This window comes from Variovorax sp. J22G73, from assembly GCF_030317035.1.
Lineage (GTDB): Bacteria > Pseudomonadota > Gammaproteobacteria > Burkholderiales > Burkholderiaceae_C > Variovorax.
Genome location: NZ_JASZYK010000019.1, coordinates 1 through 25,483, shown reverse-complemented (window position 1 = coordinate 25,483; position 25,483 = coordinate 1). Strand labels below are relative to the sequence as shown.

The following is a 25,483-nucleotide window of genomic DNA, read 5'->3' as shown; positions in this document are numbered from 1 at the left end:
AAGAAAAGAACGAAAAAGAAAAGCGCGAAAAAGAAGATCGCAGGGCAGGGAGCCATGAAGACCACCACCAACAACAACAACAGCAAGACCACGAAGCATCGCGGCGACGCGGCGGAAGACGCCGCGCTCGACCACCTGCAGGACGCCGGCCTGACGCTGGTCGCGCGCAATTATCGGACGCCCGGGCGCGGCGGCGGCGAGATCGACCTGATCATGCGCGACGCGCGCCGCCCGCCCGAGGCCACGCTCGTGTTCGTGGAAGTGCGACAGCGCAGCACCGGTACGCACGGCGGCGCGGGCGGCAGCATCACCGGCGTGAAGCAGCGGCGCATCGTGTTCGCCGCGCAGCATTTCCTGAACGGGCTGCGCACGGTGCCGCCATGCCGTTTCGACGTGGTGCTGGTCGAGGAGAAAATCACCTGGCTTCAAGGCGCCTTCGACGCCCGCTGAAGTGCCCCATGTGGGGAACTGAAGCCCTCCTGAAGGCTCCACAACTCACACGTCTTGTTTCACAACCCCCAGTTATCATCCCGCCTCATGCTCGAGCAACGGATTCAGCAGCACTTCATCGACAGTGCCGACCTCAAATACCAGACCGGACCGGTCCTCAGCAAACCCATCTCTCAAGCGATGCAGGCCATCCTGGCCTGCGTGACCAGCGGCGGCAAGGTGCTGGCCTGCGGCTCCGGCGTGTCGGGCCTGCTGGCGGCGCAGTTTGCCGCGCAGTTCGTGGGCCGCTTCGAACGCGAGCGGCCCGAGCTCGGCGCCATCGCGCTGCCGGGCGACACCACCGATCCCGAGGCCGACACCGCCGGCGCCATGGATGCGGACCGCTTCGCGCGCCAGGTGCGCGCGCTCGGCCAGGCCGGCGACGTGTTGCTGGCGCTCAGCGCCAGCGGGCAGTCGGCGGCGGTGCTGGCCGCGGTCACGGCCGCGCACGAACGCGACATGACGGTTGTGGCGCTGCTCGGCAATGCCGTGTCGGGGCCGCCTTCGGCGCCGGGCGCGGGCAGCAGCGGCTCCGGCGGCGCCATCGGCCGCGCGCTGCGCGAGACCGACGTGCAGATCAGCGTGCCGCACGAGCGTGCGGCGCGCATTCACGAAATCCACCAGCTCGCGCTGCACTGCCTGTGCGACGGCGTGGATGCCCAGTTACTCGGAGAACAGGAAGTTTCCTCATGACCTTCACGACCGTGACGAAGACGTCGACCCAGCGCCTTGCCCTTGCCCTCACCCTGGGCGCCGCATTGGTGGGCGGCCTGACCGCCTGCGTGCCGCTCGTCGTGGGTGGCGCCGCGGTGGTGGGCGTGGGCATGGTGGCCACCGACCGCCGCAGCTCGGGCGCCCAGCTGGACGACCAGGGCATCGAGCTGCGCGCCGCCGCCCGCGTGCGCGACATCGCCAACGACAACATGTACGTGAGCGTCACCAGCTACAACCGCCAGGTGCTGCTGACCGGTGCCGTGGGCAGCGACGCCGACCGCCGCCGCGTGGAAGAAGAAGTGGGCCGCATCGTGAATGTGCGCTCGGTGGTCAACGAGCTGACCGTCGGTTCGTCGAGCACCTTCCAGGACCGCTCGAACGACCTCTACGTCACCGGCAAGGTGAAGGCCTCGCTGCTCGACGCGAAGGACATCTTCGCCAACTCCTTCAAGGTGGTGACCGAGCGCGGCACGGTGTACCTCATGGGCATCGCCACGCGGCGCGAGACCGATCGCGCCACCGAGATCACGCGCGGCGTGACCGGCGTGCTGAAGGTGGTGCGCGTGGTCGAGATCGTGTCGGAGGCCGACCTGGCCGCGGCGCAGGCCGCCAACCAGGCGGCGGCGCAGCGCGGTGGGCAGGGCCCGGCGCCGGTGACCTCGGCGTCGCCCTCGACGCCTTCCGCGCCTTCGTCGTCTTCGCGCGTGCCGCTCCCGCCGATGGAGCCGCTGCCCGCGAGCGGCGCGACGACTTCGCCGATCCGCTGAGCAAAAAAAGCGCTGAATGAGAAAAGCCCGCTGTCGCGGGCTTTTTTCATTTCAGTCGGATGATGAGGCTGGACGTGTCCCAGCGCCGGCCGCCGGCCTGCTGCACGTCGGCATAGAACTGGTCGACCAGCGCCGTCACCGGCACGCGCGCGCCGTTGCGCTTGGCCTCGTCGAGCACCAGGCCAAGGTCCTTGCGCATCCAGTCGACGGCAAAGCCGTAGTCGAACTTGCCGGCGATCATGGTCTTGCCGCGGTTTTCCATCTGCCAGCTCTGGGCCGCGCCCTTGCTGATGACGCCCAGCACGGCTTCCATGTCGAGCCCGGCGCGCTGGCCGAAGGCGATGGCTTCCGACAGGCCCTGCACCAGCCCTGCGATGGCGATCTGGTTGACCATCTTCGCGAGTTGGCCGGCGCCGCTTTCGCCCAGCAGCGTGACCGCGCGCGAAAACGCCATGGCCACCGGCTTGATGCGCTCGAACACGGCCGCGTCGCCGCCGCACATGACGGTGAGCGCGCCGTTCTGCGCGCCGGCCTGGCCGCCCGAGACGGGCGCGTCGATGAAGTGCAGGCCCAGCGCCTGTGCCGCCTTGGCCAGTTCGCGCGCCACGTCGGCCGAGGCGGTGGTGTGGTCGACAAAGGTCGCGCCCTTCTTCATGCCGGCGAAGGCGCCGTCGTCGCCCAGCACCACCGAGCGCAGGTCGTCGTCGTTGCCGACGCAGCAGAACACGATGTCGGCGCCGGCGGCAGCCTCGCGCGGGGTGGGCGCGTGGCGCCCGGGCGCGCCGAATTCGTCGACCCACGCCTGCGACTTGGCGGGCGTGCGGTTGTAGACCGTGACGGTGTGGCCGGCCTTGGCCAGGTGGCCGGCCATGGGGCCGCCCATGACGCCGAGGCCGAGAAAGGCGACGGTCTGTGCGGGGGCGGATTCGTAGGTGCGGGGGTTGATGCTGCTCATGGGGCGACAGCTTAAAGCCATTCCGCGGCAGGTGCGATACGCCCCAACCTGTACGTGAACGTGCAGGTTTGGCTAAGATGGGCGCGTCATGACCGCCTTGCCTGCCGCCCCTTCACCGACTGCGTCTTTGCCCGCCACGGCGCTGACCGTGCGCGACGCCGCGGCCCGGCTCGACGTCACCCCGCGCACCCTCAAGTACTACGAGGAGCTCGGCATCGTGGTGCCTGTGCGCAGCGAGGGCGGCTACCGCCTGTACGAGCAGGCCGACCTCGACAGGCTGGCGCGCGTGCTGCGCATGCGCTCGCTGGGCTTCTCGCTGCCGGTCATCACCGCCATGCTGCAGCAGCCGGTGGAGGCGCCAACTGAAGGCGGCCGGCCGCGGCTGTCGAACGCTTCGCTCAAGGCGCTGCGCGAGACGCTCACCGAGCAGCTGGGCACGCTGGACACGCGCGTGGCCCAGGTCCGCCGCGAGCTCAAGGAGGCCGCTTTGCTGCAGGCGCAGCTGCGGCGCGACCTCGACTACGTGGAGCGCCGGCTGGCCGGCGAGCCGGTGGAGGAGGCACTGGAGCAGCGCCGCAAGGAGAGGCCGGCGCCATGAGCGCCGCACGGCCGCCCGAAGGCGCTCGCGCCGCAGTGCGCAGCACGGAGGCTTTCGAATGAGCGCCGCATGGCCGCCCGAAGGCGCTCGCGCCGCAGTGCGCAGCACGGAGGCTTTCGAATGAGCGCAGCACGGCCGCCCGAAGGCGCTCGCGCCGCAGTGCGCAGCACGGAGGCTTTGGAATGAGCGCTCCAGCCCCGGCCCTGGCCTGGCCCTCGCGCGGCACGGCCGCGCTGGCGCTGCTGCCCTGGGCCATCGGGCTGGTCACGGCCATCGACTACTTCGACAACGCGCTGTTCGCGTTCTTCGCCAGCTACATCGCCGGCGGCGTCAACGCCTCGCCCGACGAGCTGGTGTGGGCCTCGAGTGCCTACGCGCTGGGCGCGGTGCTCGGCATTCTTCACCAGCACGCATGGATCGAGCGGCTGGGCTACCGCCGCTACCTGGCCCTCTGCATGTTCGCCTTCGCCGCGGGCGGCGTGGGCGCGGCGCTGTGCGACAGTTCGATGCAGCTCACCGCCGCGCGCGCCGTGCAGGGTTACTTCGTGGGCCCGATGCTGGGCGCCTGCCGCATCCTGATCCAGATCGGCATTCCGCCCGCGCGCCGCGCCAAGGCGCTGAAGGCGTTCATGGTGCTCATCGTCTTCGGCGGCGCGCTGGCCCCCATCGCGGGTGCCTTCCTGGTGACCAATTTCGACTGGCGCTGGCTGTTCGCCAGCACCGCCCCGGTCGCTGTGGCCATCGGGCTGCTGGTGCTGTGGACGCTGCCCGACATCGGCGACGTGCCGGTGCACGAGCGCACCGAGCCGCACTACATCGCCTACGGGGTGTTCGCGCTCGCGCAGGCGGCGCTGCAGGTGGTGCTGACGCGCTCGCACTTCGAGCTGTTCACGGGCTCGCCGGCGCTCATCGGCCTGACCATCGCCGGCGTGGCGGGGCTGGCCTGGTTCGGCTGGCAGCAGTGGCGCCACCCGGCGCCGCTGGTGCGGCTGCATGCGTTTCGCAATGCGTCGTTTCGCGTCGGGCTGGCGCTGTACGTCGTCTATTACTACCTGTCGACCGGCTTCAGCTACCTGCTGCCGCGGTTGATGGAAGGGGGGCTCGGCTTCACCGTGGGAAACACGGGCTACTTCACGGGTGTGGTGTCGCTGGCGACCGGGCTGCTGGTGTTCGTCTACCTGCGCTATTCGGCGCGGCTGGCGCGCAAGAAGTGGCTCATCGTCACCGGCTTCGGCATCGCGGCGCTGGCCGCGTGGTGGCTGTCGCAGGTCACGCCGCAGGCCGGGCGCGAGGCCTTGCTGCCGGCGCTGCTGCTGCGCGGGCTGCTGATGCTGTTCGTGGTGCTGCCGGTGGCCAACCTCACCTTCAAGCCCTTCGCGGCGGAGGAGTTCGCGCACGGCTACCGGCTGAAGAACCTGGTGCGGCAGCTGGCGATTTCGTTCGCGACGTCTTCGGTCATCGCGCTGCAGCAGCACCGCCAGGCGCTGCACGAGGTGCGCCTGGGCGAGTCGGCCAACGCCGCCAACGCCAGCTTCATGCAGGCGCTGGACTCGTTGACGCACGGGTTTGTCGCCTTGGGCCACGCGGCGGGCGAGGCGCATGCCATGGCGCTGGGCACGCTGTACCGCACGCTGGAGCAGCAGGCCACCTTCATGGCCTCGCTCGACGGCTTCACCGCGATGGCGGTGATTGCGCTGGTGGCCGGGGTGTTCGCCGCGTGGCAGCGAACGATCGATTGAGCCTGGTTCGTCCGGCGCTTGCGCTCAGACGATCGCGAAGTGCTCCGTGCCCGCCGACAGGTCGCTGCTGCGCGCGCGCTGGCTGTTCAGCTTGATCTGCAGGCGCAGGTCGTTGGCCGAGTCGGCGTTGCGGATGGCGTCCTCGAAGGTGATCGAGTGGCTCTCGAAGAGGTCGAACAGCGCCTGGTCGAAGGTCTGCATGCCCAGGTTGCGGCTCTTCTTCATGATTTCCTTGATCTCGCCCACCTCGCCCTTGAAGATCAGGTCGGAAATCAGCGGCGTGTTCAGCAGCACCTCCACCGCGGCCACGCGGCCCAGGCCGTCTTCGGTGGGCACCAGCCGCTGCGACACCAGCGAACGCAGGTTCAGCGACAGGTCCATCAGCAGCTGCGCGCGGCGCTCTTCGGGAAAGAAATTGATGATGCGGTCCAGCGCCTGGTTGGCGCTGTTGGCGTGCAGCGTGGCCATGCACAGGTGGCCGGTTTCGGCGAAGGCCACGGCGTGCTCCATGGTCTCGCGGTCGCGAATTTCGCCCATCAGGATCACGTCGGGCGCTTGGCGCAGCGTGTTCTTCAGCGCCGCTTCCCAGCTGTCGGTGTCGATGCCCACCTCGCGCTGCGTGATCACGCAGTTCTTGTGCGGGTGCACGAACTCGACCGGGTCTTCCACCGTCACGATGTGGCCGAAGGAGTTTTCGTTGCGCCAGTCGATCATGGCGGCCAGGGTGGTCGACTTGCCCGAGCCCGTGGCGCCCACCATGATGGTGAGGCCGCGCTTGGTCATGGCCACGTCCTTCAGCACCTGCGGCATGCCCAGGCCGTCGATGGTCGGCAGCTTGGCGGGAATGGTCCGCAGCACCATGCCGACCTTGCCCTGCTGCACGAAGGCGTTCACGCGGAAGCGGCCGATGCCGGTGGGCGAGATCGCGAAGTTGCACTCCTTGGTGCGCTCGAACTCGGCCGTCTGGCGGTCGTTCATGATCGAGCGCGTGAGCGCCAGCGTGTGCTGCGCGCCCAGCGCCTGCTGCGACACCTTGGTGACCTTGCCGTCGACCTTGATGGCGGGCGGAAAGTCGGCGGTGATGAACAGGTCGCTGCCGTTGCGGCTCACCATGAGCTTGAGCAGGTCGTTGATGAACTGGCTGGCTTGATCGCGTTCCATGATGTCGGTGCTCCGGAGGGCTGGGGTCAGCCGGGGAAGTTTTCTGGGATCTTTGCCTTGCCGCGCGCTTCGGCAGCCGAGATGGTATTGCGGCGCACCAGTTCCGTCAGGTTCTGGTCGAGCGTCTGCATGCCCTGGCCCTGGCCGGTCTGGATGGTGGAGTACATCTGCGCCACCTTGGCCTCGCGGATCAGGTTGCGGATGGCCGGCGTGCCCAGCATGATCTCGTGCGCCGCCACGCGGCCCTGGCCGTCCTTGGTCTTGCACAGCGTCTGCGAGATCACGGCCTGCAACGACTCCGACAGCATCGCGCGGATCATTTCCTTTTCTTCGCCCGGGAACACGTCGATGATCCGGTCGATGGTCTTGGCGGCCGACGAGGTGTGCAGCGTGCCGAACACCAGGTGGCCCGTTTCGGCCGCGGTCATGGCCAGGCGAATGGTTTCGAGGTCGCGCAGCTCGCCCACAAGAATGGCGTCCGGGTCTTCGCGCAGGGCGGAGCGCAGCGCGTTGGAAAACGACAGCGTCATCGGCCCGACTTCGCGCTGGTTGATCAGGCACTTCTTCGACTCGTGCACGAACTCGATCGGGTCTTCGACCGTGAGGATGTGGCCGTATTCGTTTTCGTTGAGGTAGTTGACCATCGCGGCCAGCGTGGTCGACTTGCCCGAGCCCGTGGGCCCCGTCACCAGCACCAGGCCGCGCGGCTTGAGCGCGAGTTCGCCGAAAATCTTCGGCGCGTTCAGCTGCTCGAGCGTGAGGATCTTCGAGGGAATGGTCCGGAACACCGCGGCCGCGCCGCGCGCCTGGTTGAAGGCGTTGACGCGAAAGCGCGCCAGGCCGTCGATTTCGAACGAGAAGTCGACCTCCAGGAATTCTTCGTAGTGCTTGCGGTGGGTGTCGCTCATGATGTCGTACACCATGGCGTGCACGCCCTTGTGATCGAGCGCGTCGACGTTGATGCGGCGCACGTCGCCGTTCACGCGGATCATGGGCGGAAGACCGGCGGAAAGGTGCAGGTCGGAGGCTTTGTTCTTGACGCTGAACGCCAGCAATTGGGTGATGTCCACGGGGCTCCTCGGCTCGGGTGCGGTGACGTTTTGATACGATTTTGGACGATTATGACGATGATTGGCGACGACCTCCAGCAAGTAAACAACCGGATCGCGCAGGCATGTGTAACGGCCGGGCGCGGCCCGGGCGAGGTGCGACTGCTGGCGGTGTCCAAGACCTTCGGGCCCGACGCGGTTCGCGAGGCGCATGCGGCCGGCCAGCGGGCCTTCGGCGAGAACTATGTGCAGGAGGGGCTGGACAAGATCGAGGCGCTCGCGGACCTGCGCGCCAGCCTCGAATGGCACTGCATCGGCCCTCTGCAAAGCAACAAGACGCGGCCGGTGGCCGAGCAGTTCGACTGGGTCCACGGCATCGACCGGCTGAAGATCGCCGAGCGCCTGTCGGCCCAGCGGCCGGCCGGGTTGGCGCCGCTCAATGTGTGCCTGCAGGTCAACGTGGACGGCGGCGCGAACAAGTCGGGCGTGCCCCCGCAGGAGGCCGTGGCGCTGGCGCGCGCTGTGGCGGCTTTGCCACAGCTGCGGCTGCGCGGGCTCATGGCGATCCCGGAGCCGGCCGAGGGTTTCGAGGCGCAGCGAGATTTGTTCCTGCGCGCGCATGCGGTGTTCCAGGCGATTCGCGACGCCGGCATTGCGCAAGCCGAGCTCGACACGCTCTCCCTGGGCATGAGCGCCGACCTCGAGGCAGCGATTGCCGCGGGCAGCACGATGGTGCGGGTCGGCACTGCCATCTTCGGCGGACGAGCGCGAAAGCCTGCCTAGCTCATTCCCGGGTTTCGTCTTTCAGATGCCGAGCGGCAGCCGCGCGCTGCTCTTGACCTCTTCCATCACCGCGTAGGTCCGCGTCTCCCGCACGCCGGGCAGTTGCCACAGCACGGTGCCGGCGAACTCGCGGTAGGCGGCCATGTCGGCCATGCGGGTCTTCAGCAGGTAGTCGAAGCCGCCCGCGACCATGTGGCATTCCATGATTTCGTCGCGCACCTGCACGGCGGCCTTGAACTGGTCGAACACGTTGGCGGTGGTGCGGTCGAGCAGCACCTCGACGAACACCGTGAAGCCGCGGCTGAGCTTGTGCGGGTCGAGCCGCGCCTCGTAGCCCAGGATGAAACCGTCGCGCGTGAGCCGCTGCACCCGCGCCAGCACCGCCGTGGGCGACAGCGCCACCGCCTCCGCCAGCTTGAGATTGGTGATGCGGCCGTCTTCCTGAAGGATCTTCAGAAGCCGGAGATCGATGCGGTCCAGGTCGAGCATCGGAGGATTATCCGGCTGGCCCCTCGATCTGCGGCAGAAGATGCGGCCTAGCGAGCCCGGCTATAGGAGATAGAACCAAGGAAATGCCCTTGGCTTACCCTTTGGGCGTTTGTACTTGTTCGTGCGCTTTTCGGGGCGCCGCGCAGCGATCAGTTGCCAGCGGTCCGCCGGGTCGCTTGCGCCTCGGCCTGCGCTGCCGACTGCCCGTTCATGTATTTCGCCGCGGCCTCCCGGTAGCCGGGTTGCGTCACGTCGGCGCCCGCTTCGCCGTTCTGCCTGGCCGCAAGGCCCGATTGCAGCCAGAGGCGCGTGTCGGCCGCGACCGCGGCGCGCGTATGCGTCGACACCACCTCGGCCAGCTGCGAGATGCCGTCGGAGTAGCCCTGCGTGGGCGCGGATTTCATCCATAGCTGCGCGTCGGCTGCAACAGCGGCGCGCGTCGTCGACGAGGTCGTTGCCTGAGGCCGAGGGTCGCCCTCGGCGTAGTTGCCAGCGAAGCTCGGGGCCGAGAGCAGGCCGAGCATGGCGGCGACTGCGGCGGCGCCCATGACGCGGATGGTTTTCGGTTGCTGGGTCATTCGTGAACTCCTTGAGGTTGCTTGAGGGGTGAAGCCGACTCTAGGAAGCGCATCCGCCGGATCGATAACCCGTCGATGACGGTTTTGTCATGTGCGCGCACGCGGTTTCAAACGTCTCTTGCATAACCGCCAGCGCGGCGCGCATAAGCCATGGCGTCGCGCGCGGGACAGGTCTATCGTTGTGCCCATCCGTTCAACCTTGGGATCCCTCATGAGTGAAAAACTCTCCTTCGTCAGCCCCACCGCCAACAGCCCGTGGGGCACGTATCTGTCGCAGGTCGACCGCGTGGTGCCGTACCTCGGCCCGCTGGCCCGCTGGGTCGAAACGCTCAAGCGCCCCAAGCGCGCGCTGATCGTGGACGTGCCCATCGAGATGGACGACGGCACCATCGCCCACTTCGAGGGCTACCGCGTGCAGCACAACATGAGCCGCGGCCCGGGCAAGGGCGGCGTGCGTTTCCACCCCGACGTCACGCTGGAAGAAGTGATGGCCCTGTCGGCCTGGATGACCATCAAGACGGCGGCCGTGAACCTGCCGTACGGCGGTGCGAAGGGCGGCATCCGCGTCGACCCGAAGAAGCTGTCGCAGAACGAGCTCGAGAAGATCACGCGCCGCTACACCAGCGAGATCGGCATCATCATCGGCCCGCACACCGACATTCCCGCGCCCGACGTGAACACCAACGGCCAGATCATGGCGTGGATGATGGACACGTACTCGATGAACGTCGGCGGCACCGCCACCGGCGTGGTCACCGGCAAGCCGCTGCACCTGGGCGGCTCGCTCGGCCGCGTGAAGGCCACCGGCCGCGGCGTGTTCGTCACCGGGCGCGAAGCGGCCCGCCGCCTTGGCATGGACCTGCGCGGCGCGCGCATCGCGGTGCAGGGCTTCGGCAACGTGGGCTCGGTCGCGGCCGAGCTGTTCGCCGAGGCGGGCGCGAAGATCGTGGCGGTGCAGGACCACACCGGCACCATCGTGAACACCAACGGCCTCGACCTGGCCAAGCTGATTCCCGTGGCCAACAAGGACGGCGTGGTCGCCTTCAAGGCCGGCGGCGACATCGTGCCGAACGAAGACTTCTGGAACGTCGCCTGCGACATCCTGATCCCGGCCGCCCTCGAAGGGCAGATCACCGCCGAGCGCGCGCAGAAGACCACCGCCAAGCTGGTGCTCGAAGGCGCCAACGGCCCCACCGTGCCCACGGCCGACGACATCCTCGCCGAGCGCGGCGTGCTGGTGGTGCCCGACGTGATCTGCAACGCCGGCGGCGTGACGGTGAGCTACTTCGAATGGGTGCAGGACTTCTCGTCGTTCTTCTGGGACGAGGACGAGATCAACGTGCGCCTGGACCGCATCATGATGAACGCGCTCAACCAGATCTGGGACACGGCGGACAAGCACAAGATCACGCTGCGCACGGCCACCTACGCGGTGGCTTGCGAGCGCATCCTGATGGCGCGGCAAGAGCGCGGGCTGTATCCCTGATCGCGCCTTGATTGCGTGCTGATCACCCTGGTCGGCTGATCGATCGAACCGCGGGGAGCGGTACGCTTGGGGGATGAGCACCACGCCGCCCCCGAACGTTCCGTCTATTCCAGCCCTCCCCGCGGAAAGCCTCGCCCGCCTGCGCGCCCTGATGGCCGACGGGCAACGCAAGCTGCTCGGGCTGGTGGGTGCGCCCGGCGCGGGCAAGTCCACGCTCGCGGCGGCGCTGCTGCAGGCGGTGGGCGCCGAGCGCGCCCAGGTCGTTCCCATGGACGGCTTTCACCTGGCCAACGTCGAGCTGCAACGGCTCGGCCGCGCGGCCCGCAAGGGCGCCCCCGACACCTTCGACAGCGCCGGCTACGTGGCGCTGCTGCAGCGCCTGCGCGAGCAGCGCCCCGACGGCGACATCGTCTACGCCCCCGAATTCCGCCGCGAGATCGAGGAGCCCATTGCCGGCGCCATCGCCGTGCTGCCGACCACGCAACTGGTCATCACCGAAGGCAACTACCTGCTGCACGACGGCGGCCCCTGGGCCGGTGCGGCAGCCCTGCTGGACGAGGCCTGGTACGTGGACATCGACGACGCCCTGCGCGAAGCGCGCCTGGTGCGGCGCCACCAGCAGTTCGGCCGCAGCGCCGAAGCGGCGCGCGCCTGGGTCGACAGCACCGACGCGCCCAACGCGCGGCTGATCGCGGCCACGCGGGCGCGGGCGCACCACCTGCTGCCCTGGTCCTGAAATTCGGCAGCGCAGGGAACGCCTGCGCCCGCGCGCGCTCGAAGCTTGGCCGGCGCACCGCCGGTTAGCATTCGCCGCTTCATGCCGACCATGCCCCTCACTTCTCCTGCTTCTTCCGTTCGCGCTCCGGCGCTGCCCCTGGGCCTGTCCCTCGCCTTGCTGTCCGCGCTGCTGCTCGCGGGCTGCGGCAGCAGCGGGCGCCGCGTGACCTACGAGCCCGAGGAGTTCGGCTCCACCACCACGCACACCCGCAACTACGAGGCCACCGAGGCGCAGACCTGCGAGGCCGCGCGCCGCGCGCTGCTGAGCCAGGGCTACATGATCACCGCGGCCAATGCCGACCTCGTCACCGGGCGCAAGAGCTTCCAGCCCGCGGCCGAGGTGCATGTGGAGGTCGAGTTCCGCGTGGTCTGCGCGCTGGAAGGCGGCAGGGGCAGCAAGGCGGCGAACAAGGCGAGCAAGAGCACCGTCGCCTTCGCCACCGCGCTGCAGGACCGCTACGGCATCAAGAAGGTGAACAACTCGGCCAGCGTCGGCGTGGGCGCGATCGGCTCGCTGTCGCTGCCGTTCTCGGCCAGCGACGACGCGATGGTGAAGGTGGCCAGCGAGACGTTGACCGACGAGCGCTTCTACGACCGCTTCTTCGCGCTGCTCGACCGCTTCCTCGAAGGCCCCGAGAGCGAGGCCGAGGTGCCCGACGAGGCGCCGGCCGCCGCGTCGACGCCTGCGCCTTCGACGCCACCGGCAGCCGCCCCGGTCATGACCTTTCCCGTGAACTCGTCGCCCAACCGAGGCTGACGGCGGCGGGGCGAAAGCCTCAATTACCAAGACACGTCTTACAATCTGGGCGTGTCTTCTTCCACTTCTCCTTCTTCCCCTGCTCCTGCGGCCGCCACGCCGGCGTCGTGCGCCTCGCACCTTCGCACGTCAGTAGCGCAACTGGCGCGCGAGCTGCGCAGCGGCAGCGCCTCGCCCGATGGCCCGAGCGTCGCCAAGCTCAGCGTGCTGGGCCAGCTGCACCGGCACGGGCCGAGCACGCCGACCGCGCTGGCGGCGCTCGAAAGGGTCAAGCCGCAATCGCTGACCCGCCTGCTGGCCGAGCTGGACGCCGAAGGCTGGACCGCCCGCAGCCCGCACCCGAGCGACGGACGCCAGTGGCTGCTGTCGCTCACGCCCGAGGGCGTGCGGCGGTTGAAGGCGCTCATGCGCTCGCGCGAGGCGGCGCTGGCCGGGGTCATCGGCGCCACGCTCGACGCCGGCCAGCAGGCCCTGCTGCTGGAAGCCTGCCGCCTGATCGACGGCATTGCCGCCGCGCTGGCCCACGCGCCCGAACCATGAGCAGCGCGCCGGCCCTCCAGCTACTGAAAGGCTTGAAGGGCCTGGCAGGCCTGTGGCGCCACGGCCGCTGGCGACCGGGCGTGCAGCTGGCCGGCGCCGTGGCGCTCGCCTGGGGCGTGTCGGTCGCGTTGCGGCTGCCCGAGAGCTTCTGGTCGGTGATGAGCGTGCTGATCGTCATGCGCCCGAGCGCCGGCTCCACGCTCGATGCCGGCTGGGACCGCGTGCGCGGCACCGCTGCCGGCGCCCTGTGCGGCCTGGCCGGCGTCTACCTGCAGCACCACGGCGTGAACGCGCTCGCGGCCACGCTGTCCATCGTGGTGTTGCTGGCCTTTGCCAGCACGGCGGCGCCCGGGCTGCGCAGCGCGCCGGTGGCGGCGTTGATCATCCTGTCGGCCGGCGGCATTCCCGGGCATTCGGCGTTGCAGGTGGCGATGCTGCGCATGGCGCAGATCGGCATCGGCGTGGGGGTGGCGCTGGCGGTCGCCACCTTCATGTCGGAGTACCACGCGGGGGCGCGCTTCGACGAGGGCTGCGCCGCGCTGCTGCGGGGCATCGCGAAACGCATGGCCGCCACGCAGCGGCCCGCCGAAGCCGAGGTGGAGCGCGTCCATGCGGCCACGCGCGCATCGCTGGGCCGCCTGGCGCTGCTTGCGGGCAGCGCCGACCTGGAAGCCCGCTGGTGGCGCCGGGGCACGGCCGCGGAGGGCGCGCGCACCTACCGCAACAAGGCGCGGCTGGCGGCGCGCATCTTCCAGGACGCGGTCGTGCTGGACCGGGTGCTGCGCCGGCAGGAGGGCGTTGACTCTTTTCCGCTCGAGGCCGCTCGGGCCGCGGCTGCCGCGGTCGCCGGCATGGCCGACGCCCTGGCCGACACCCTGGCCGACGACTCGGCCGACGATCTGGCTGGCAAGGGCTCGCCCAACCTGGCCGACCTCGCGCGGATGGCCGAGGCCGGTTCGACGACACCGTCGCGTGCCTTGCTGGCGGCCCCGCTGTGCCTGCTGCTCGACGACCTGCGGCGGCTGCAGCGCTGCATCGCCGCGCCGACCGCTCAGACCACCCAGGCGCGTTGAAACAAGGTCAGCGCACCAGCGTCGACTTGCCGAACAGGCTCTCGATCAGCTCCACCGCCACCTCGGCCGTCTGGTTGCGCACGTCCAGCGCCGGGTTCAGCTCCACCACGTCGACCGAAGCCAGCCGCCCGGTGTCGGAGATCATTTCCATGCACAGCTGCATCTCGCGGTAGGTCGGCCCGCCGCGCACGCCGGTGCCCACGCCGGGCGCGATGCCGGGGTCCAGGCAGTCGAGGTCGAAACTCACGTGCAGGTGCGTGTCTTCGTCCACGTCCTGCAGCGCCTCGGTCATGGTGGTGCGCATGCCGTGCTCGTCGATGTGGCGCATGTCGAACACGTGCAGGCCCAGCGTGCGAATGGCTTCCTTCTCGTCGCTGTCCACGCTGCGGATGCCGATGAAGCGGATCGCATCGTGCTCCAGCGCCGCGCGCTCGCCGCTCCAGCCGGTGAGCACCGCGGGCCCGTGGCCCAGCAGGCACGACACCGGCATGCCGTGCAGGTTGCCGCTGGGGCTCGTGGTCTCGGTGTTGACGTCGGAGTGCGCGTCCAGCCACAGCACGCGCAGCTTCTTGCCGCGCTTGCGCGCATGCCACGCCACCGCGCTGATGGAGCCGACGGCCAGGCAGTGGTCGCCGCCCAGCATCACCGGCACGTGGCCGGCGCCGAGCGCGCCGTCGACCGAGGCGTACACCGAGCGGTTCCACGCGATCACCTCGTCCAGGTGGCGCAGTCCGTTGGCCGGCGCCGTCCAGGGCGTGGCCGGGCCGGCGAGGTTGCCGCGGTCGATCACCGCGTAGCCCTGGCCCGCCAGCGCCTCCGCCAGCCCGGCCACGCGCAGCGCGTCGGGCCCCATGCCGGCACCGCGCACGCTGGCGCCGATGTCGGTGGGCGCGCCGATGAGTTCGAGGGTGACTTTGGCGTTGCTCATTTCAGCTCCTCAGGTGGTGCCACAGGTAGGCATAGCCCAGCGCGTCCATGAAGGCGGACTCCTTGTTGTCCGTGGCCGCGCTGTGGCCGCCTTCGAGGTTCTCGTAGAAGCGGCTGTCATGGCCCAGCGCCAGCATCTTCGCGTGCATCTTGCGCGCATGCACCGGGCCCACGCGGTCGTCGCGGGTCGAGGTGGTGAACAGCGCCGGCGGGTAGGCCTGGCCGGCCCTGGCGTTCTCGTAGGGCGAGAAGGTCTTGATGAACGCCCACTCGTCGGGCTGCTCCGGGTCGCCGTACTCCGCGATCCACGAGGCCCCGGCCGACAGCTGCGTGTAGCGCCGCATGTCGAGCAGCGCCACCTCGCTCACGATGGCGCCGTACAGCTGCGGGTACAGCGTGAGCATGTTGCCCATCAGCAGGCCGCCGTTGCTGCCGCCCATGGCGCCCAGGTGCGCGGGCGAGGTGATCTTGCGCGCGATCAGGTCTTCGGACACGGCCGCGAAGTCCTCGCAGGTGCGCAGCCGGTTCTCCTGCAGCGCGGCCTGGTGCCAGCGCGGGCCGTACTCGCCGCCGCCGCGGATGTTGGCGATGACGTACACGCCCCCCTGTTCGAGCCACGCGCGGCCGATGCTGCCGCTGTAGCTGGGCTGCAGCGAAATCTCGAAGCCGCCGTAGGCGTACTGCAGCACGTGGTGGTTGCCGTCGGCCTTCAGGTTCTTGGGCGCAATCTCGAAGTAGGGCACGCGCGTGCCGTCCTTCGAACGCACGAAGTGCTGGCTCACGCTGAAACCCGAGGCGTCGAAGAAGGCGGGGCTGTTCTTCAGCACCTGGGGCTCGCTCTTTTCAGAGGTGCCTGTGGCGCCGAGGGTGCCGATATAGAGCGTGGTCGGCTGCAGGAAGCCGCTCACGGTCAGAAAGTAGTCGTCGTTCTCGTCCTCGTCGATGCCGCCCGCCGCAATGGTCGAGAGCGCCGGCGCGCCGCCCAGGCTCTCGCGCTTCCATGCGCCCTTGCCGTCGGCCGGCGGCGTGAGCACCTCGAGCCGGTTCACCACGTCGTGCATGGTGTTGACGATCAGGTGGTTGCGCGTCCACGAGTGGCTGTCGAGCGCGGTGGTGTCGTCGGGTTCGAACAGCACCGTGAGCTCGCGCCCGCCCGCCATGTAGTCGTCGAACTTCGTGGCCAGCAGCGAGCCCGACTTGTAGGTGGCGCCGCCCACGGTCCAGTCGGTGCGCGGCTCGATCAGCATCCACTCGCGCGTGATCTCGGCCAGCGCGTCGTCGGGCACGTCGATCTTGGCGAGCGAGCCGTCGGCCTTGCGCAGCCAGGTCTCGCTGTCGTAGAAGTCGATCTGGCGCGAGACGTAGTCGCGCTCGAAGCCGGGCGTGTTGTCGCGGTAGGCGCCGACGGACATGTCCTCGTGCAGGCCTTCGTACACCGTCACCGCGCTTTCCAGCGGCGTGCCGCGGCGCCATTCCTTCACGATGCGCGGGTAGCTGGAGCTGGTCATGGAGCCGGGGCCGAAGTCGGTGGCCACGTACAGGTGGTCGATGTCCTTCCAGCCGACGTGGTTCTTGGCCTCGGGCAGCGTGAAGCCGCCTTCGACGAAGCGACTGGTCTCCAGGTCGAACTCGCGCACCACGTCGGCGTCGGCGCCGCCGCGCGACAGCGAGATCAGGCAGCGCTTGTACTCGGGGTCGAGGCAGTCGGCGCCGTGCCACACCCAGTTCTCGCCGTCGGCCGCGGCCAGCGCGTCGAGGTCGAGCACGCTTTCCCAGGCGGGCTGCGGCTTGCGGTACTCGTCGAGCGTGGTGCGCCGCCACAGGCCCTTGGGGTGCGCCTTGTCGCGCCAGAAGTTGTAGAAGCGCTTGCCGATCTTGCGCACCATCGGAATGCGCTCCTCGGAGTCGAGCACCTCGAGGATGCCCTGCTGGAGCGCCTCGAACGCGGGCGACTTCGCATAGGCCTGCACCGTGAGCGCGTTCTGCGCGCGGGCCCAGTCGAGCTGTTTCTCGCCGTCGATGTCCTCGAGCCAGAGGTGGTCGTCTTGCGCAGCTTGCACTGCTTGCGGGGGGAGGCTGGATGTCATGGCCCCAGTGTACGGAGCCCGTGTGAAACAAGGGCTTTCGCACAAGGGACGGGCCGTTGCCGCCAGCGGCCGTCGCGGTGCCGCTCGGGAACTTCGGGCAAACCCGTGTCCCGCCGGCGCCTCGCCCCCGGTGGAAACACTGAAGAACGCGGGGCCCACAAACGCGATGCCCGCGCTATCCTGCCGAACGGCGCATGCCCCACCTAGGAGACACAACACATGAAACACCTGAGCGGTCTTGATGCCACCTTCCTGCACATGGAAACGCCGGAAATGCCGATGCACGTGGGCTCGCTCAATGTGCTCGACCTGCCCAAGGGCTACAAGGGCGACTTCTACGAAGACGCCAAGAACTTCATGGCCAGCCGGATCCACCTGGCCGACGTGTTCACGCGCAAGCTCGCGCTGATGCCCTTCGACATGTCCAACCCCGTGTGGGTGGACGACGAGGACATCGACATCGACTACCACGTGCGCCACATCACGCTGCCCAAGCCCGGCACCAACCGGCAGTTGCAGCAGTACGTGGCGCGGCTGCACTCCACGCTCATCGACCGCAGCCGCCCCATGTGGGAGTTCTTCATCATCGACGGGCTCAAGAGCGGCCAGGTGGCGCTGTACACCAAGGTGCACCACGCGGGCATCGACGGGCAGGCCGGCGTGGAAGTGGGCAAGGCCATCTTCGACCTCGAGGCCACCGGCCGCGTGGTGAAGCCGCCGCGCTCGCGCCCGCGCGGCAGCGGCTACCAGCTGGGCATGGCCGAGCTGGCCACGGCGGCGCTGCGCAACACCGCGCAGCAATACGTCAAGCTCTTCAAGATGGCCCCCGCCATCGCGCGCGCCATCGGCGGGCTGGCCAAGCCCGACGAGAAGGCGGCCGAGAAAGACGCCGCCGCCGCGCCCAAGAAGTTCAACCTGTTCGCGCCGCGCACCTCGCTGAACGTGTCGATCACCAACCAGCGCACCTTCGCCGGGCGCACCATTTCGCTGGCCGAGACCAAGTACATCGCCAAGCACTTCGGCGTGTCGCTGAACGACGTGGTCATGGCCACGGTGTCGGGCGCGCTGCGCCACTACCTGGCCGACAACAACGAGCTGCCCGCCAAGCCGCTGGTGGCCGGCGTCCCGGTGAGCCTGCGCGAGGCCGGCGACCAGACGGCCAACAACCAGGCCAGCATGATCCTGGTGAGCCTGGCCACCGACATCACCGACCCGGTGCAGCGGCTGAAGGCCATCAACGCGTCGTCGAACTCGTCGAAGTCGACCATGAACCGCTTCAAGGCGGTGATCCTGGACGACTTTCCGACCTTCGCCGCGCCGTGGCTGGTGTCGGGCATCGCGTCGATGGTGGGGCGCTCGGGCATCGTCAACCTGCTGCCGCCGGCGGCCAACGTGGCCATCTCGAACGTGGCGGGCGCGCCGTTTCCGATGTACTTCGCCGGCGCGCTGGTGACCTGCTACTACCCGGTGTCGATCGCCAGCCACGGCACGGCGCTGAACGTGACGGTGCAGAGCTACAACGGCCGCATGGACTACGGCCTGATCGCCTGCCGCCGCGCCGTGCCCGACATCACCGAGATCGGCGACTACATGCTGGCCGAGCACAAGCTGCTGATGGAGCTCACGCAGAAGCACCCGGCCGCCGCCGGTGCCGCGCCCGCGCCGGTGCCGCCGAAGACGGTGGAGGAGCCGTCGGACGACGAGGCGCCCGCGCCGGTCGCCGCCCGGAAGGCACCGGCCGCGCGCAAGAAGGCGCCGGTGAAGGTCGCTGCGAAGAAGGCGCCTGTGAAAGCTGCCGCTGCGAAGGCTCCGGTAAAAGCCCCGGTAAAAGCCCCGGCAAATGCCCCGGTAAAAACGCCTGTGAAAGCTGCCGCCAAGAAGGCAGCCCCCAAGCCACCGGCCCGCAAGACCGCGCCCACCGCCCCAGCGGCCCCCGCCAAACGCGCCCGTTCCCCCCGCGCCGCGGCGGCATGACCGGCGCGCGGGCCCGGCCTGCAGAAAATTGGGGCAGTTGGACTAGTTTTCCGACCGTTCTAGTTTTCCAGGCCTAGGCCCCCGGGAAGAAGATAGGCCCATCGCGACAGAACATCCCCGTTTCCTCGCGAGCCCATCAACTTCAAAGGAAATCACCATGTCCACGCAAACCACCATCGCTTCCGCAGCCGTCCACGTCGTCGGCCAGTACAACGACGCGGGCAAGACCCTGGTCGGCGCCTACCGCACCGGCGTGCATCGCCTGCTGGGCGGCGCCGCCACGCGCTACAGCAACTTCCTGGGCAGCCGCCAGATTCCGCTGGTGAGCGAGCAGGTCAAGGCCAACCTGATCGGCGCGCAGGAAAAGATCAACGGCTTCCTGGCCAACCGCCTGGACATCGACACCGGCCGCATCGTGTCCGTGATGGACCGCGTGGCCGCCGGCACCACCACCGGCATCGAGACCGTCGCCGGCCGCGTGGCGCGCGTCGAGTCGCCCGTCGCCACCTCGGTGATCAACGCCCTGGGCGCGCTGAACCAGCCGATCGCCACCGTGTCGGTGCAAATCGCCGACCGCATCGCCGCCGGCACCAAGCAGATCGAAGCCCGCGTGAGCGGCGCCGAAGAAGCCAAGCCGGTTCGCACGGTGAAGGCCAAGGCCGCCGTCGCCAAGAAGCCGGTTCGCCGCGCTGCCGCCCGCAAGGCGGCCTGACCCCGAGGGCGCCTGGCGCCCTTTTTCTTTTGTCCGGTACCTGGAGCACTGCATGGCGACCCGCGCTGACGAAACTGCAAAGTCGAAGAAGACGGAGAGGGCGGCGCCCGCGAAGAAGGTGCCGGCACGCAAGGCACCAGCTGCCCGCAAGGCCGCATCCCGCAAGGCCGCGCCCCGCAAGGCCACGCAGGTTGCCGGCAAGACCCAGGCCGCGGCCCCCGGCAAGGCCGAAGGCCTGCTGCGCGCCGGCCTGAAGGCGCTGGACACCGTGCGCAACGACGTCGCCAAGCGCCAGGCCAACGTGATCGAAGGCCTGCTCGGCATCCGCCAGGGCAAGGTCCCCAGCCTCGACAGCTTCGGCATCCGCAAGTTCGAGGACGTGTTCGACCAGCGCGTGGCCACCGCGCTGGAGCGCCTGGGCCTGCCGAACGCGCAAGAGGTGCAGGCCCTGCGCGACGAGGTGGCGCAACTGCGCGAACGCGTGGCGCAGCTTGAAGGTTCCGCGGGTTCTGCCGCCGCTGCCGCTGCCGCTGCCGCTGCCGCAAGCCCGCGCGCAGCCGCCCCCCGCGGCCGCGCCAGACGCTGAGCCACCCACCGCCGTTGTGGCCAGTTCCAACACCACGCGCGACCGCATCCTGCAGGCCAGCCTCGCGCTGTTCAATGCGCAGGGCCTCGCGGCCGTGTCCACGCACAAGATCGCGGCCGAGCTCGGCATCAGCCCGGGCAACCTGCACTACCACTTCAAGGCCAAGCAGCTCATCGTCGAATGGCTGTTCCGCCGCTTCGAGCAGCGGCTGGAGGCGCTGAACGGCTCGTCGGCCGCCATCGCGGCCATCGACGACCTGTGGCTGGCGCTGCACCTGCGCTTCGAGGCCATCGACGAATACCGCTTCATCTACCGCGACATGGCCTTCCTGGCCAGCGAGTACCCCGCGCTGGGCCAGCGCGCGCAGGCCCTCACCGCACAGAACCTGCTGGCCGCGCAGGCGCTGTGCGAAGGCCTGGTGGCCTCGGGCGTGATCGAGACCAGCGCCGAGCAGGCGCGCATCCTGGCGTTGCAGATGGTGTTCACCACCACCTGCTGGCTGTCGTTCGAGCGGCTGGTGCCGGGGCGCGACGCCCTCGCGCAGGCCGACCCGGGGCTGGCGGCGTTCTATACGCTCACGCTCGTCTCGCCGTATGTTTCCAGCGAATCGAGGGCTTACCTCGATTACCTGAGGGGCAAATACCTCGGATAAATGACGTTGTTGTCCGACGGGGCATTGGCTGCCAGAGCCCCAGCTTTGCGAACAAGACGATAAAAGTCCATCAAGAGCCACAACGCGCTACAACAGGCCATCGCGCCGAAGGAGCCACTGATCATGACCACCGCCACCCATGCCAAGGAACCCATCGCGCCGCCGTCGCGCCTGCTGCTGCTGGCCGAGGCGCGCGCGCTGTGGGAAACCGGCGCCGGCATCGCCATGTGGCCGCTGCTGCAGCTCACGCCGCGCGGCGACGGGCACCCGGTGATCGTGCTGCCCGGCCTGGTGGCGGGCGACGGCTCCACGCTGCTGCTGCGCCGCTACCTGTGCAGCCGCGGCTACGACGCGCACGGCTGGGGCCAGGGCCGCAACCTCGGCCCGCGCGAAGGCGTGGAGCACGGCATGGTCGAGCTGCTGAAGGCCCTGCACGAGAAGAACGGCGAGAAGGTCAGCGTCATCGGCTGGAGCCTGGGCGGCGTTTACGCGCGGCTGCTGGCGTCGTCGTACTCGCACATGATCCGCAACGTGATCACGCTGGGCAGCCCGTTTTCCGGCAGCCCGCGCGCCACCAACGCATGGCGCGTGTACGAGGGCGTGAGCGGCCAGAGCTCGCACGACCCGCGCCGCATGAAGTTCGTGCAGCCCACGCCGCCCGTGCCCACCACCTCCATCTTCAGCCGCACCGACGGCGTGGTCGCCTGGCGCTGCAGCATAGAAAAGACCGGCCCGCAGTCGGAGAACATCGAAGTGCTGGCCAGCCACCTGGGCCTGGGCGCGCACCCCGCCGTGCTCTACGCCGTGGCCGACCGGCTGGCGCAAGCCGAAGGCCAGTGGAAGCCCTTCAATCGCGGGCTGCTCGGGCCGCTGGTGTACCCGGACCCCGACCGCGCCGACTGACCAAAACACAACGCGACGCAACGCAGCGCAGCTGTCGCGCCCCCTTCCAGAAATACCGCGGAACCGGCTTCGCCGGTCCGCAGGTATTGCCCCCGGTAGGGAGAAGGAGGCCACACGAAGTGGGCAAGCCTGGGGGCGAGCCTAGGCCCCTGCCCACACGTCCAGCACGTAGCGCTGGTCGGCAATCATCTTGTCCATCCACGCGGCGCTGTCGTGTCCATGCTCGCGCGCCAGGTCGCTCAACGTGCGGCGCACGTCGGGCTCCATGCGCGAGCCGTCGCCGCACACGTACACCACGGCGCCGGCCTCCAGCAGCTTCCACACGTCGGCCGCCTGTTCGCGGATCAGGTCCTGCACGTACACCTTGCGGTCCCCCGCGCGCGAGAACGCGGTGTGCAGCTTCATCACGCCGCGGTGCGCCCAGGCGTTGAGTTCGTCGGCGTAGATGAAGTCCTGCTCCGGATGCCTGCAGCCGAAGAACAGCAGCGCCTCGCCGATCGAATTCCCCGCCTTGACCTGCGCCGCGCGCTCCTGCAGGAAGCCGCGGAATGGCGCCAGTCCCGTGCCCGGGCCGACCATGATGAGCGGGCGGCTCGCGTCGTCCGGCAGGCGAAAGCCTTCGGCCGTGGTCTCGCGCACCACGCCGTGCACCGTGTCGCCCGCTTCCGCGCGCGCCAGGAAGTTGGAGCACACGCCCTCGAAGGTGCCGGTGCCCGACCTGGCAGGGCCGCTCACCACGCCCACCGTCACGCTGCACCGGCCCGGCGTCATCGTCGGCGACGACGAAATCGAGTAGTAGCGCGGCGACAGCGGCGACAGCATTTCCAGGAACACCGCGAACGGCACCTGGCAGGCGCGGTGCTCGCCGAGCAGGTCGAGCAGCGACTTGCGCTTGTGCAGCACCTCGGCCTTGTAGGCGGCTTGCGAGGCCTCGTCGCTGCCCGACAGCGCCAGCAGCTTCGGCTTGGTGAACGGGCATTCCGTGTACGCCGCGAGTGTGGCGATCTGCCTGCGCGTGGCCACGTCCTGCAGCTCGACGTAGTCGCCCAGCAGCCGGTCGACCGCAATCACCTGCTCCACCGGCAGTGCCGCCTTGCGGCCCGCGCCCGCGTGCAGGCGCACATGGGCCGTGCGGTCGAAGCCGAAGCGCGCCATGGCGCGCTCCACCTGCGCCGGGCTGTTGCGCGGCACCACGCTCAGGTGGTCGCCGGCGCGGTACACCAGGCCTTCGGGCAGCATCAGCTCCACGTGGCGCGTGGAGCGGCCGGCCTCTTCGCTGCCGCCCGCGCTTTGCAGCTCGCGGTTCTCGATGACGCGCAACGCGACCGCGCCCAGCGCATCGACGATCGCGTTCTTCTGCGGCGGCGGCAGCTCCTCGAGCGTGTACAGCGGCTCGCTCTGCGCGGGCGTGTCGGCGCCGGTCTTGATGTCGAAGGCCTTCACCAGCTCGGGCCACAGCGCGTCGCTCCAGTCCTGGAAGGCGCCGTCCATGTCCTCGCGCGCATCGCCTTCGCCGCGCGGGTGCACGCGCGTGGCGCCCAGCGCCTGCAGCCGCTCGTCGATGCGGCGCGGCACCGCCTGGTAGGTGGCGGCCCAGTCGGTGTTGCCGCAGCCGAACACGCTGAAGCGCACGCCGTTGAGCGCGTCGTCGGCCTTGTCGAGCCAGCGGTGGAACTCGGCCGCGTTGTCGGGCGCCACGCCGTTGTACGAGGCGCACACGATGGCCACCGCACCGTTGGCCGGCAGGCGCTCGGCGTAGTCGTCGAGCGAAGCCAGCTGCGTGGAAAAGCCGCGCGCCTCGCCGGCCTCGGCCAGCTGGCGCGCCAGGTCTTCGGCCGTGCCCAGGTTGGAGCCCTGCAGCACCAGCAGCGAGGTGCCGTGGCGCGCGGGCTGCGGTTTGCGTGCCGGGCCCGTGGCGGGTTGCGCGGGCTGCGCGGCCTGGACGGGCGCGGCGGCCGCGTCGGTCATGTTGCCGCGCGGGCGCGTGGCCGGGTCGCGCAGCAGCGCCTTGATCTTCAGGCCCTCGGGCTTGATGGTCAGCGCCTCCTTGATCTTCAGCTGGTAGCCCGTGTGGTCCACCAGGTTGAAGCGCTGCAGGATCATGCCGAGCGTGAGCACGGCCTCCTGCAGCGCAAACTGCCGCCCGATGCAGGCGCGCTGTCCGTTGCCGAAGGGCTTGAAGGCGTTCACCGGCCGCTCGCGTTCGGCCTCGCGGGTGAAGTTGTCGGGGTTGAACTGGTCGGCGTCCTCGCCCCAGATGCCCTTGTCACGGTGCAGCGCCAGCGCATGCATGATGACCATGTTGTTCTTCTTGATCGTGTACTGCCCGCCGATCGTCGTGTCTTCCTTCGCGCGCATCGAGATGGCCGGCGCGGTGGGGAACATGCGCAGCGACTCCTTCAGCACCTGCATCACGTACTGCAGCCGGTTGACCTGCGCGTAGGTGGGCTTTTGCGTGGTGTCGGGGCCGAACACGTTATCGACCTCGGCCTGCGCCTTGGCCAGTGCCTCGGGGTTGTTCAGCAGGAAGTAGATGGCGAAGGAGAGCAGGCCGCTGGTGGTCTCGTGCCCCGCGATGAGAAATTCGATGCACTCGTCGCGGATCATCTTGTCGGTGAGCTGCTCGCCGCTTTTCTTGTCCACCCCCGCAATCATGTAGCTCAGCAGGTCGGGCTTGGTGGCGATGTCGGCGCCGCTCGCGCGCCGCTCCTCGATGATGTCTTCCACCATCTTGTGCATGTAGCGGATGTCCTTGCGCTGCTGCGCAAGTTCCTTCTTCAGCATGAGCTCTTCGAGCGGCAGGCCGCGGCGGTTCTGCACCGTTTCCAGCGTGCGCACCATCGCGTCGACGAAGGGGTGGAAGCCTTCGCGGTAGAACGAATTGAAGCGATAGCCGAAGCCGCACAGGCCGATGGTGTCCAGCGTGAGCGCGGTCATGTCGCGCACCACGTCCACCTCTTCGTCGAAGTTCAGCCGCTCCCACTTGGTGACCAGCTGGCCCGCGATGTCCAGCATCATCGGGTGGTAGGCCTGCATGGCGCGCTGGCTGAAGTTGGCCAGCAAGATGTTGTGCGGCTTCGACCAGGTTTCCTCGTGCGTGTCGGAAGTGAACAGGCCGTGCGACGCCGCACGCAACCGGCGCAGCGCCCCGCGCGTGCTCTTGTCGAAGCGCTTCTCCTCGCACAGTTCGTCCACCAGCGCGGGGGAGGACACCACGATCACCGGCATGCCCGGCATGTCGAGCCAGTAGATGCCGCCCAAGTCCTTCGCGATCTTCCACATGTCGAGCACGGGAGAGTCGGAGCCGATCGACAGCAGGTTGCCGACGAAGGGCTTCTTCGCCGGATGCGGGATCGGGTGGAGCGAGTTTTTGCCTGCCATGGTCTGTTGTGCCTTTGGAGTGGACCCGCTTCGGATGTCCGGGGTGTAACAACCGGAGTATCCCGACGACACGGGCCGGGGGCAGGGCGGGGATTCCCTAGGGCGGGCTTGGCTGGGACAGGGTTTCGAAGAGCTCGGAGCGTGTGTTCAGGAGGCTTGTTCAGGGCGCGATCACGCCGACGCGGTACCCCTTTGCTCGAATGTCCCCCGGCCTTCGGCCTCCTCCTTTTACCGGGACTTCTCCAATCCGCAAGCGGCGGTGCGAGTTTGGTTTTTCAATAGGCGGTATTGGCTGCGTCAAGGTGA

At 69.0% G+C, this 25,483-nt stretch carries 24 protein-coding genes; 16 read left to right on the top strand and 8 right to left on the bottom strand.

The window, feature by feature from the left end; genetic code table 11:
* Nucleotides 1-54: 54 nt before the first annotated feature.
* From QTI51_RS36135 to QTI51_RS36125, 3 genes are all read left to right on the top strand, one after another.
* Nucleotides 55-450 (top strand): YraN family protein, encoded by a 396-nt coding sequence (locus QTI51_RS36135; protein ID WP_116913488.1) that lies wholly within the window; start codon nt 55-57, stop codon nt 448-450.
* An 87-nt stretch (nt 451-537) separates the two neighbouring features.
* Entirely contained in the window at nt 538-1,182 is a 645-nt protein-coding gene (locus tag QTI51_RS36130; protein ID WP_116913487.1) for an SIS domain-containing protein, read from the top strand.
* Complete coding sequence (locus QTI51_RS36125; protein ID WP_116913486.1) at nt 1,179-1,970, top strand: BON domain-containing protein; 792 nt, start codon at nt 1,179-1,181, stop codon at nt 1,968-1,970. The genes QTI51_RS36130 and QTI51_RS36125 overlap by 4 nt, the downstream gene beginning before the upstream one ends.
* Nucleotides 1,971-2,016: 46 nt before the next feature.
* On the opposite strand, the gene QTI51_RS36120 is transcribed toward QTI51_RS36125, so the two are convergent.
* On the bottom strand, nt 2,017-2,925 hold the full coding sequence (locus QTI51_RS36120; protein WP_116913485.1) for an NAD(P)-dependent oxidoreductase: 909 nt from the start codon (nt 2,923-2,925) through the stop codon (nt 2,017-2,019).
* Between the two features lie 88 nt (nt 2,926-3,013).
* Here QTI51_RS36120 and QTI51_RS36115 point away from each other — a divergent pair, with 88 nt between their 5' ends.
* Together QTI51_RS36115 and QTI51_RS36110 are read left to right on the top strand one after the other, a co-directional pair.
* On the top strand, nt 3,014-3,523 hold the full coding sequence (locus QTI51_RS36115) for a MerR family transcriptional regulator (protein ID WP_116913484.1): 510 nt from the start codon (nt 3,014-3,016) through the stop codon (nt 3,521-3,523).
* Between the two features lie 182 nt (nt 3,524-3,705).
* The gene (locus QTI51_RS36110; RefSeq protein ID WP_116913483.1) at nt 3,706-5,262 is read left to right on the top strand and encodes an MFS transporter; all 1,557 of its coding nucleotides are present in this window, start codon (nt 3,706-3,708) and stop codon (nt 5,260-5,262) included.
* 24 nt (nt 5,263-5,286) lie between these two features.
* On the opposite strand, the gene QTI51_RS36105 is transcribed toward QTI51_RS36110, so the two are convergent.
* On the bottom strand, nt 5,287-6,423 hold the full coding sequence (locus QTI51_RS36105) for a PilT/PilU family type 4a pilus ATPase (protein ID WP_116913482.1): 1,137 nt from the start codon (nt 6,421-6,423) through the stop codon (nt 5,287-5,289).
* A gap of 26 nt (nt 6,424-6,449) precedes the next feature.
* Complete coding sequence (locus tag QTI51_RS36100) at nt 6,450-7,493, bottom strand: type IV pilus twitching motility protein PilT (RefSeq protein ID WP_093132776.1); 1,044 nt, start codon at nt 7,491-7,493, stop codon at nt 6,450-6,452.
* Between the two features lie 51 nt (nt 7,494-7,544).
* Here QTI51_RS36100 and QTI51_RS36095 point away from each other — a divergent pair, with 51 nt between their 5' ends.
* Complete coding sequence (locus QTI51_RS36095; RefSeq protein WP_116913481.1) at nt 7,545-8,255, top strand: YggS family pyridoxal phosphate-dependent enzyme; 711 nt, start codon at nt 7,545-7,547, stop codon at nt 8,253-8,255.
* Between the two features lie 21 nt (nt 8,256-8,276).
* On the opposite strand, the gene QTI51_RS36090 is transcribed toward QTI51_RS36095, so the two are convergent.
* A complete protein-coding gene (locus QTI51_RS36090; RefSeq protein ID WP_116913480.1) occupies nt 8,277-8,744 on the bottom strand; it encodes an Lrp/AsnC ligand binding domain-containing protein in 468 nt (155 codons plus the stop codon).
* A gap of 149 nt (nt 8,745-8,893) precedes the next feature.
* A complete protein-coding gene (locus tag QTI51_RS36085) occupies nt 8,894-9,322 on the bottom strand; it encodes a hypothetical protein (protein WP_116913479.1) in 429 nt (142 codons plus the stop codon).
* A gap of 211 nt (nt 9,323-9,533) precedes the next feature.
* Here QTI51_RS36085 and QTI51_RS36080 point away from each other — a divergent pair, with 211 nt between their 5' ends.
* The 5 genes from QTI51_RS36080 to QTI51_RS36060 all read left to right on the top strand — a co-directional run bounded on the left by QTI51_RS36080 (nt 9,534) and on the right by QTI51_RS36060 (nt 13,955).
* On the top strand, nt 9,534-10,808 hold the full coding sequence (locus tag QTI51_RS36080) for a Glu/Leu/Phe/Val family dehydrogenase (protein ID WP_116913478.1): 1,275 nt from the start codon (nt 9,534-9,536) through the stop codon (nt 10,806-10,808).
* A 73-nt stretch (nt 10,809-10,881) separates the two neighbouring features.
* The gene (locus QTI51_RS36075; protein ID WP_116913477.1) at nt 10,882-11,544 is read left to right on the top strand and encodes a nucleoside/nucleotide kinase family protein; all 663 of its coding nucleotides are present in this window, start codon (nt 10,882-10,884) and stop codon (nt 11,542-11,544) included.
* A 90-nt stretch (nt 11,545-11,634) separates the two neighbouring features.
* Nucleotides 11,635-12,342 carry a DUF2242 domain-containing protein gene (locus QTI51_RS36070; protein WP_286518043.1) on the top strand — a complete coding sequence of 236 codons (708 nt, stop codon included), beginning with the start codon at nt 11,635-11,637 and terminating at the stop codon, nt 12,340-12,342.
* 51 nt (nt 12,343-12,393) lie between these two features.
* Nucleotides 12,394-12,882: a MarR family winged helix-turn-helix transcriptional regulator gene (locus QTI51_RS36065; protein ID WP_116913475.1), complete on the top strand. Its 489-nt coding sequence runs from the start codon at nt 12,394-12,396 to the stop codon at nt 12,880-12,882.
* Between the two features lie 32 nt (nt 12,883-12,914).
* Nucleotides 12,915-13,955, top strand: coding sequence for an FUSC family protein (locus tag QTI51_RS36060; RefSeq protein WP_286518041.1), 1,041 nt, complete (start codon nt 12,915-12,917; stop codon nt 13,953-13,955).
* 7 nt (nt 13,956-13,962) lie between these two features.
* On the opposite strand, the gene rocF is transcribed toward QTI51_RS36060, so the two are convergent.
* Both rocF and QTI51_RS36050 read right to left on the bottom strand, forming a co-directional pair.
* The gene (gene rocF, locus QTI51_RS36055; protein ID WP_116913473.1) at nt 13,963-14,883 is read right to left on the bottom strand and encodes an arginase; all 921 of its coding nucleotides are present in this window, start codon (nt 14,881-14,883) and stop codon (nt 13,963-13,965) included.
* A gap of 1 nt (nt 14,884) precedes the next feature.
* Nucleotides 14,885-16,969 carry a prolyl oligopeptidase family serine peptidase gene (locus QTI51_RS36050; protein WP_116913472.1) on the bottom strand — a complete coding sequence of 695 codons (2,085 nt, stop codon included), beginning with the start codon at nt 16,967-16,969 and terminating at the stop codon, nt 14,885-14,887.
* 219 nt (nt 16,970-17,188) lie between these two features.
* Here QTI51_RS36050 and QTI51_RS36045 point away from each other — a divergent pair, with 219 nt between their 5' ends.
* The 5 genes from QTI51_RS36045 (at nt 17,189) to QTI51_RS36025 (ending at nt 21,796) form a co-directional block, all read left to right on the top strand.
* A complete protein-coding gene (locus QTI51_RS36045) occupies nt 17,189-18,943 on the top strand; it encodes a WS/DGAT/MGAT family O-acyltransferase (protein ID WP_116913471.1) in 1,755 nt (584 codons plus the stop codon).
* Nucleotides 18,944-19,100: 157 nt separating this feature from the next.
* Nucleotides 19,101-19,655: a hypothetical protein gene (locus QTI51_RS36040; protein WP_116913470.1), complete on the top strand. Its 555-nt coding sequence runs from the start codon at nt 19,101-19,103 to the stop codon at nt 19,653-19,655.
* Nucleotides 19,656-19,707: 52 nt separating this feature from the next.
* Nucleotides 19,708-20,241 (top strand): phasin family protein, encoded by a 534-nt coding sequence (locus tag QTI51_RS36035; protein ID WP_116913469.1) that lies wholly within the window; start codon nt 19,708-19,710, stop codon nt 20,239-20,241.
* A gap of 16 nt (nt 20,242-20,257) precedes the next feature.
* Nucleotides 20,258-20,893 (top strand): TetR/AcrR family transcriptional regulator, encoded by a 636-nt coding sequence (locus tag QTI51_RS36030; RefSeq protein WP_116913571.1) that lies wholly within the window; start codon nt 20,258-20,260, stop codon nt 20,891-20,893.
* A 123-nt stretch (nt 20,894-21,016) separates the two neighbouring features.
* Nucleotides 21,017-21,796, top strand: a complete 780-nt coding sequence (locus QTI51_RS36025) for an esterase/lipase family protein (RefSeq protein ID WP_116913468.1) — start codon at nt 21,017-21,019, stop codon at nt 21,794-21,796.
* Nucleotides 21,797-21,937: 141 nt separating this feature from the next.
* Here the strand turns inward: QTI51_RS36025 and QTI51_RS36020 are convergent, their stop codons facing one another.
* A complete protein-coding gene (locus tag QTI51_RS36020) occupies nt 21,938-25,177 on the bottom strand; it encodes a bifunctional cytochrome P450/NADPH--P450 reductase (protein WP_286518039.1) in 3,240 nt (1,079 codons plus the stop codon).
* Nucleotides 25,178-25,483 lie beyond the last annotated feature (306 nt).

Excerpts from the sequence above, each read along its gene's own strand:
- QTI51_RS36135 (WP_116913488.1), top strand. The coding sequence starts at position 55 with ATGAAGACCACCACCAACAACAACAACAGCAAGACCACGAAGCATCGC.
- QTI51_RS36130 (WP_116913487.1), top strand. The coding sequence starts at position 538 with ATGCTCGAGCAACGGATTCAGCAGCACTTCATCGACAGTGCCGACCTC.
- QTI51_RS36125 (WP_116913486.1), top strand. The coding sequence starts at position 1,179 with ATGACCTTCACGACCGTGACGAAGACGTCGACCCAGCGCCTTGCCCTT.
- QTI51_RS36120 (WP_116913485.1), bottom strand. The coding sequence starts at position 2,925 with ATGAGCAGCATCAACCCCCGCACCTACGAATCCGCCCCCGCACAGACC.
- QTI51_RS36115 (WP_116913484.1), top strand. The coding sequence starts at position 3,014 with ATGACCGCCTTGCCTGCCGCCCCTTCACCGACTGCGTCTTTGCCCGCC.
- QTI51_RS36110 (WP_116913483.1), top strand. The coding sequence starts at position 3,706 with ATGAGCGCTCCAGCCCCGGCCCTGGCCTGGCCCTCGCGCGGCACGGCC.
- QTI51_RS36105 (WP_116913482.1), bottom strand. The coding sequence starts at position 6,423 with ATGGAACGCGATCAAGCCAGCCAGTTCATCAACGACCTGCTCAAGCTC.
- QTI51_RS36095 (WP_116913481.1), top strand. The coding sequence starts at position 7,545 with ATGACGATGATTGGCGACGACCTCCAGCAAGTAAACAACCGGATCGCG.
- QTI51_RS36090 (WP_116913480.1), bottom strand. The coding sequence starts at position 8,744 with ATGCTCGACCTGGACCGCATCGATCTCCGGCTTCTGAAGATCCTTCAG.
- QTI51_RS36085 (WP_116913479.1), bottom strand. The coding sequence starts at position 9,322 with ATGACCCAGCAACCGAAAACCATCCGCGTCATGGGCGCCGCCGCAGTC.
- QTI51_RS36080 (WP_116913478.1), top strand. The coding sequence starts at position 9,534 with ATGAGTGAAAAACTCTCCTTCGTCAGCCCCACCGCCAACAGCCCGTGG.
- QTI51_RS36075 (WP_116913477.1), top strand. The coding sequence starts at position 10,882 with ATGAGCACCACGCCGCCCCCGAACGTTCCGTCTATTCCAGCCCTCCCC.
- QTI51_RS36070 (WP_286518043.1), top strand. The coding sequence starts at position 11,635 with ATGCCCCTCACTTCTCCTGCTTCTTCCGTTCGCGCTCCGGCGCTGCCC.
- rocF (WP_116913473.1), bottom strand. The coding sequence starts at position 14,883 with ATGAGCAACGCCAAAGTCACCCTCGAACTCATCGGCGCGCCCACCGAC.
- QTI51_RS36050 (WP_116913472.1), bottom strand. The coding sequence starts at position 16,969 with ATGACATCCAGCCTCCCCCCGCAAGCAGTGCAAGCTGCGCAAGACGAC.
- QTI51_RS36045 (WP_116913471.1), top strand. The coding sequence starts at position 17,189 with ATGAAACACCTGAGCGGTCTTGATGCCACCTTCCTGCACATGGAAACG.
- QTI51_RS36040 (WP_116913470.1), top strand. The coding sequence starts at position 19,101 with ATGTCCACGCAAACCACCATCGCTTCCGCAGCCGTCCACGTCGTCGGC.
- QTI51_RS36035 (WP_116913469.1), top strand. The coding sequence starts at position 19,708 with ATGGCGACCCGCGCTGACGAAACTGCAAAGTCGAAGAAGACGGAGAGG.
- QTI51_RS36025 (WP_116913468.1), top strand. The coding sequence starts at position 21,017 with ATGACCACCGCCACCCATGCCAAGGAACCCATCGCGCCGCCGTCGCGC.
- QTI51_RS36020 (WP_286518039.1), bottom strand. The coding sequence starts at position 25,177 with ATGGCAGGCAAAAACTCGCTCCACCCGATCCCGCATCCGGCGAAGAAG.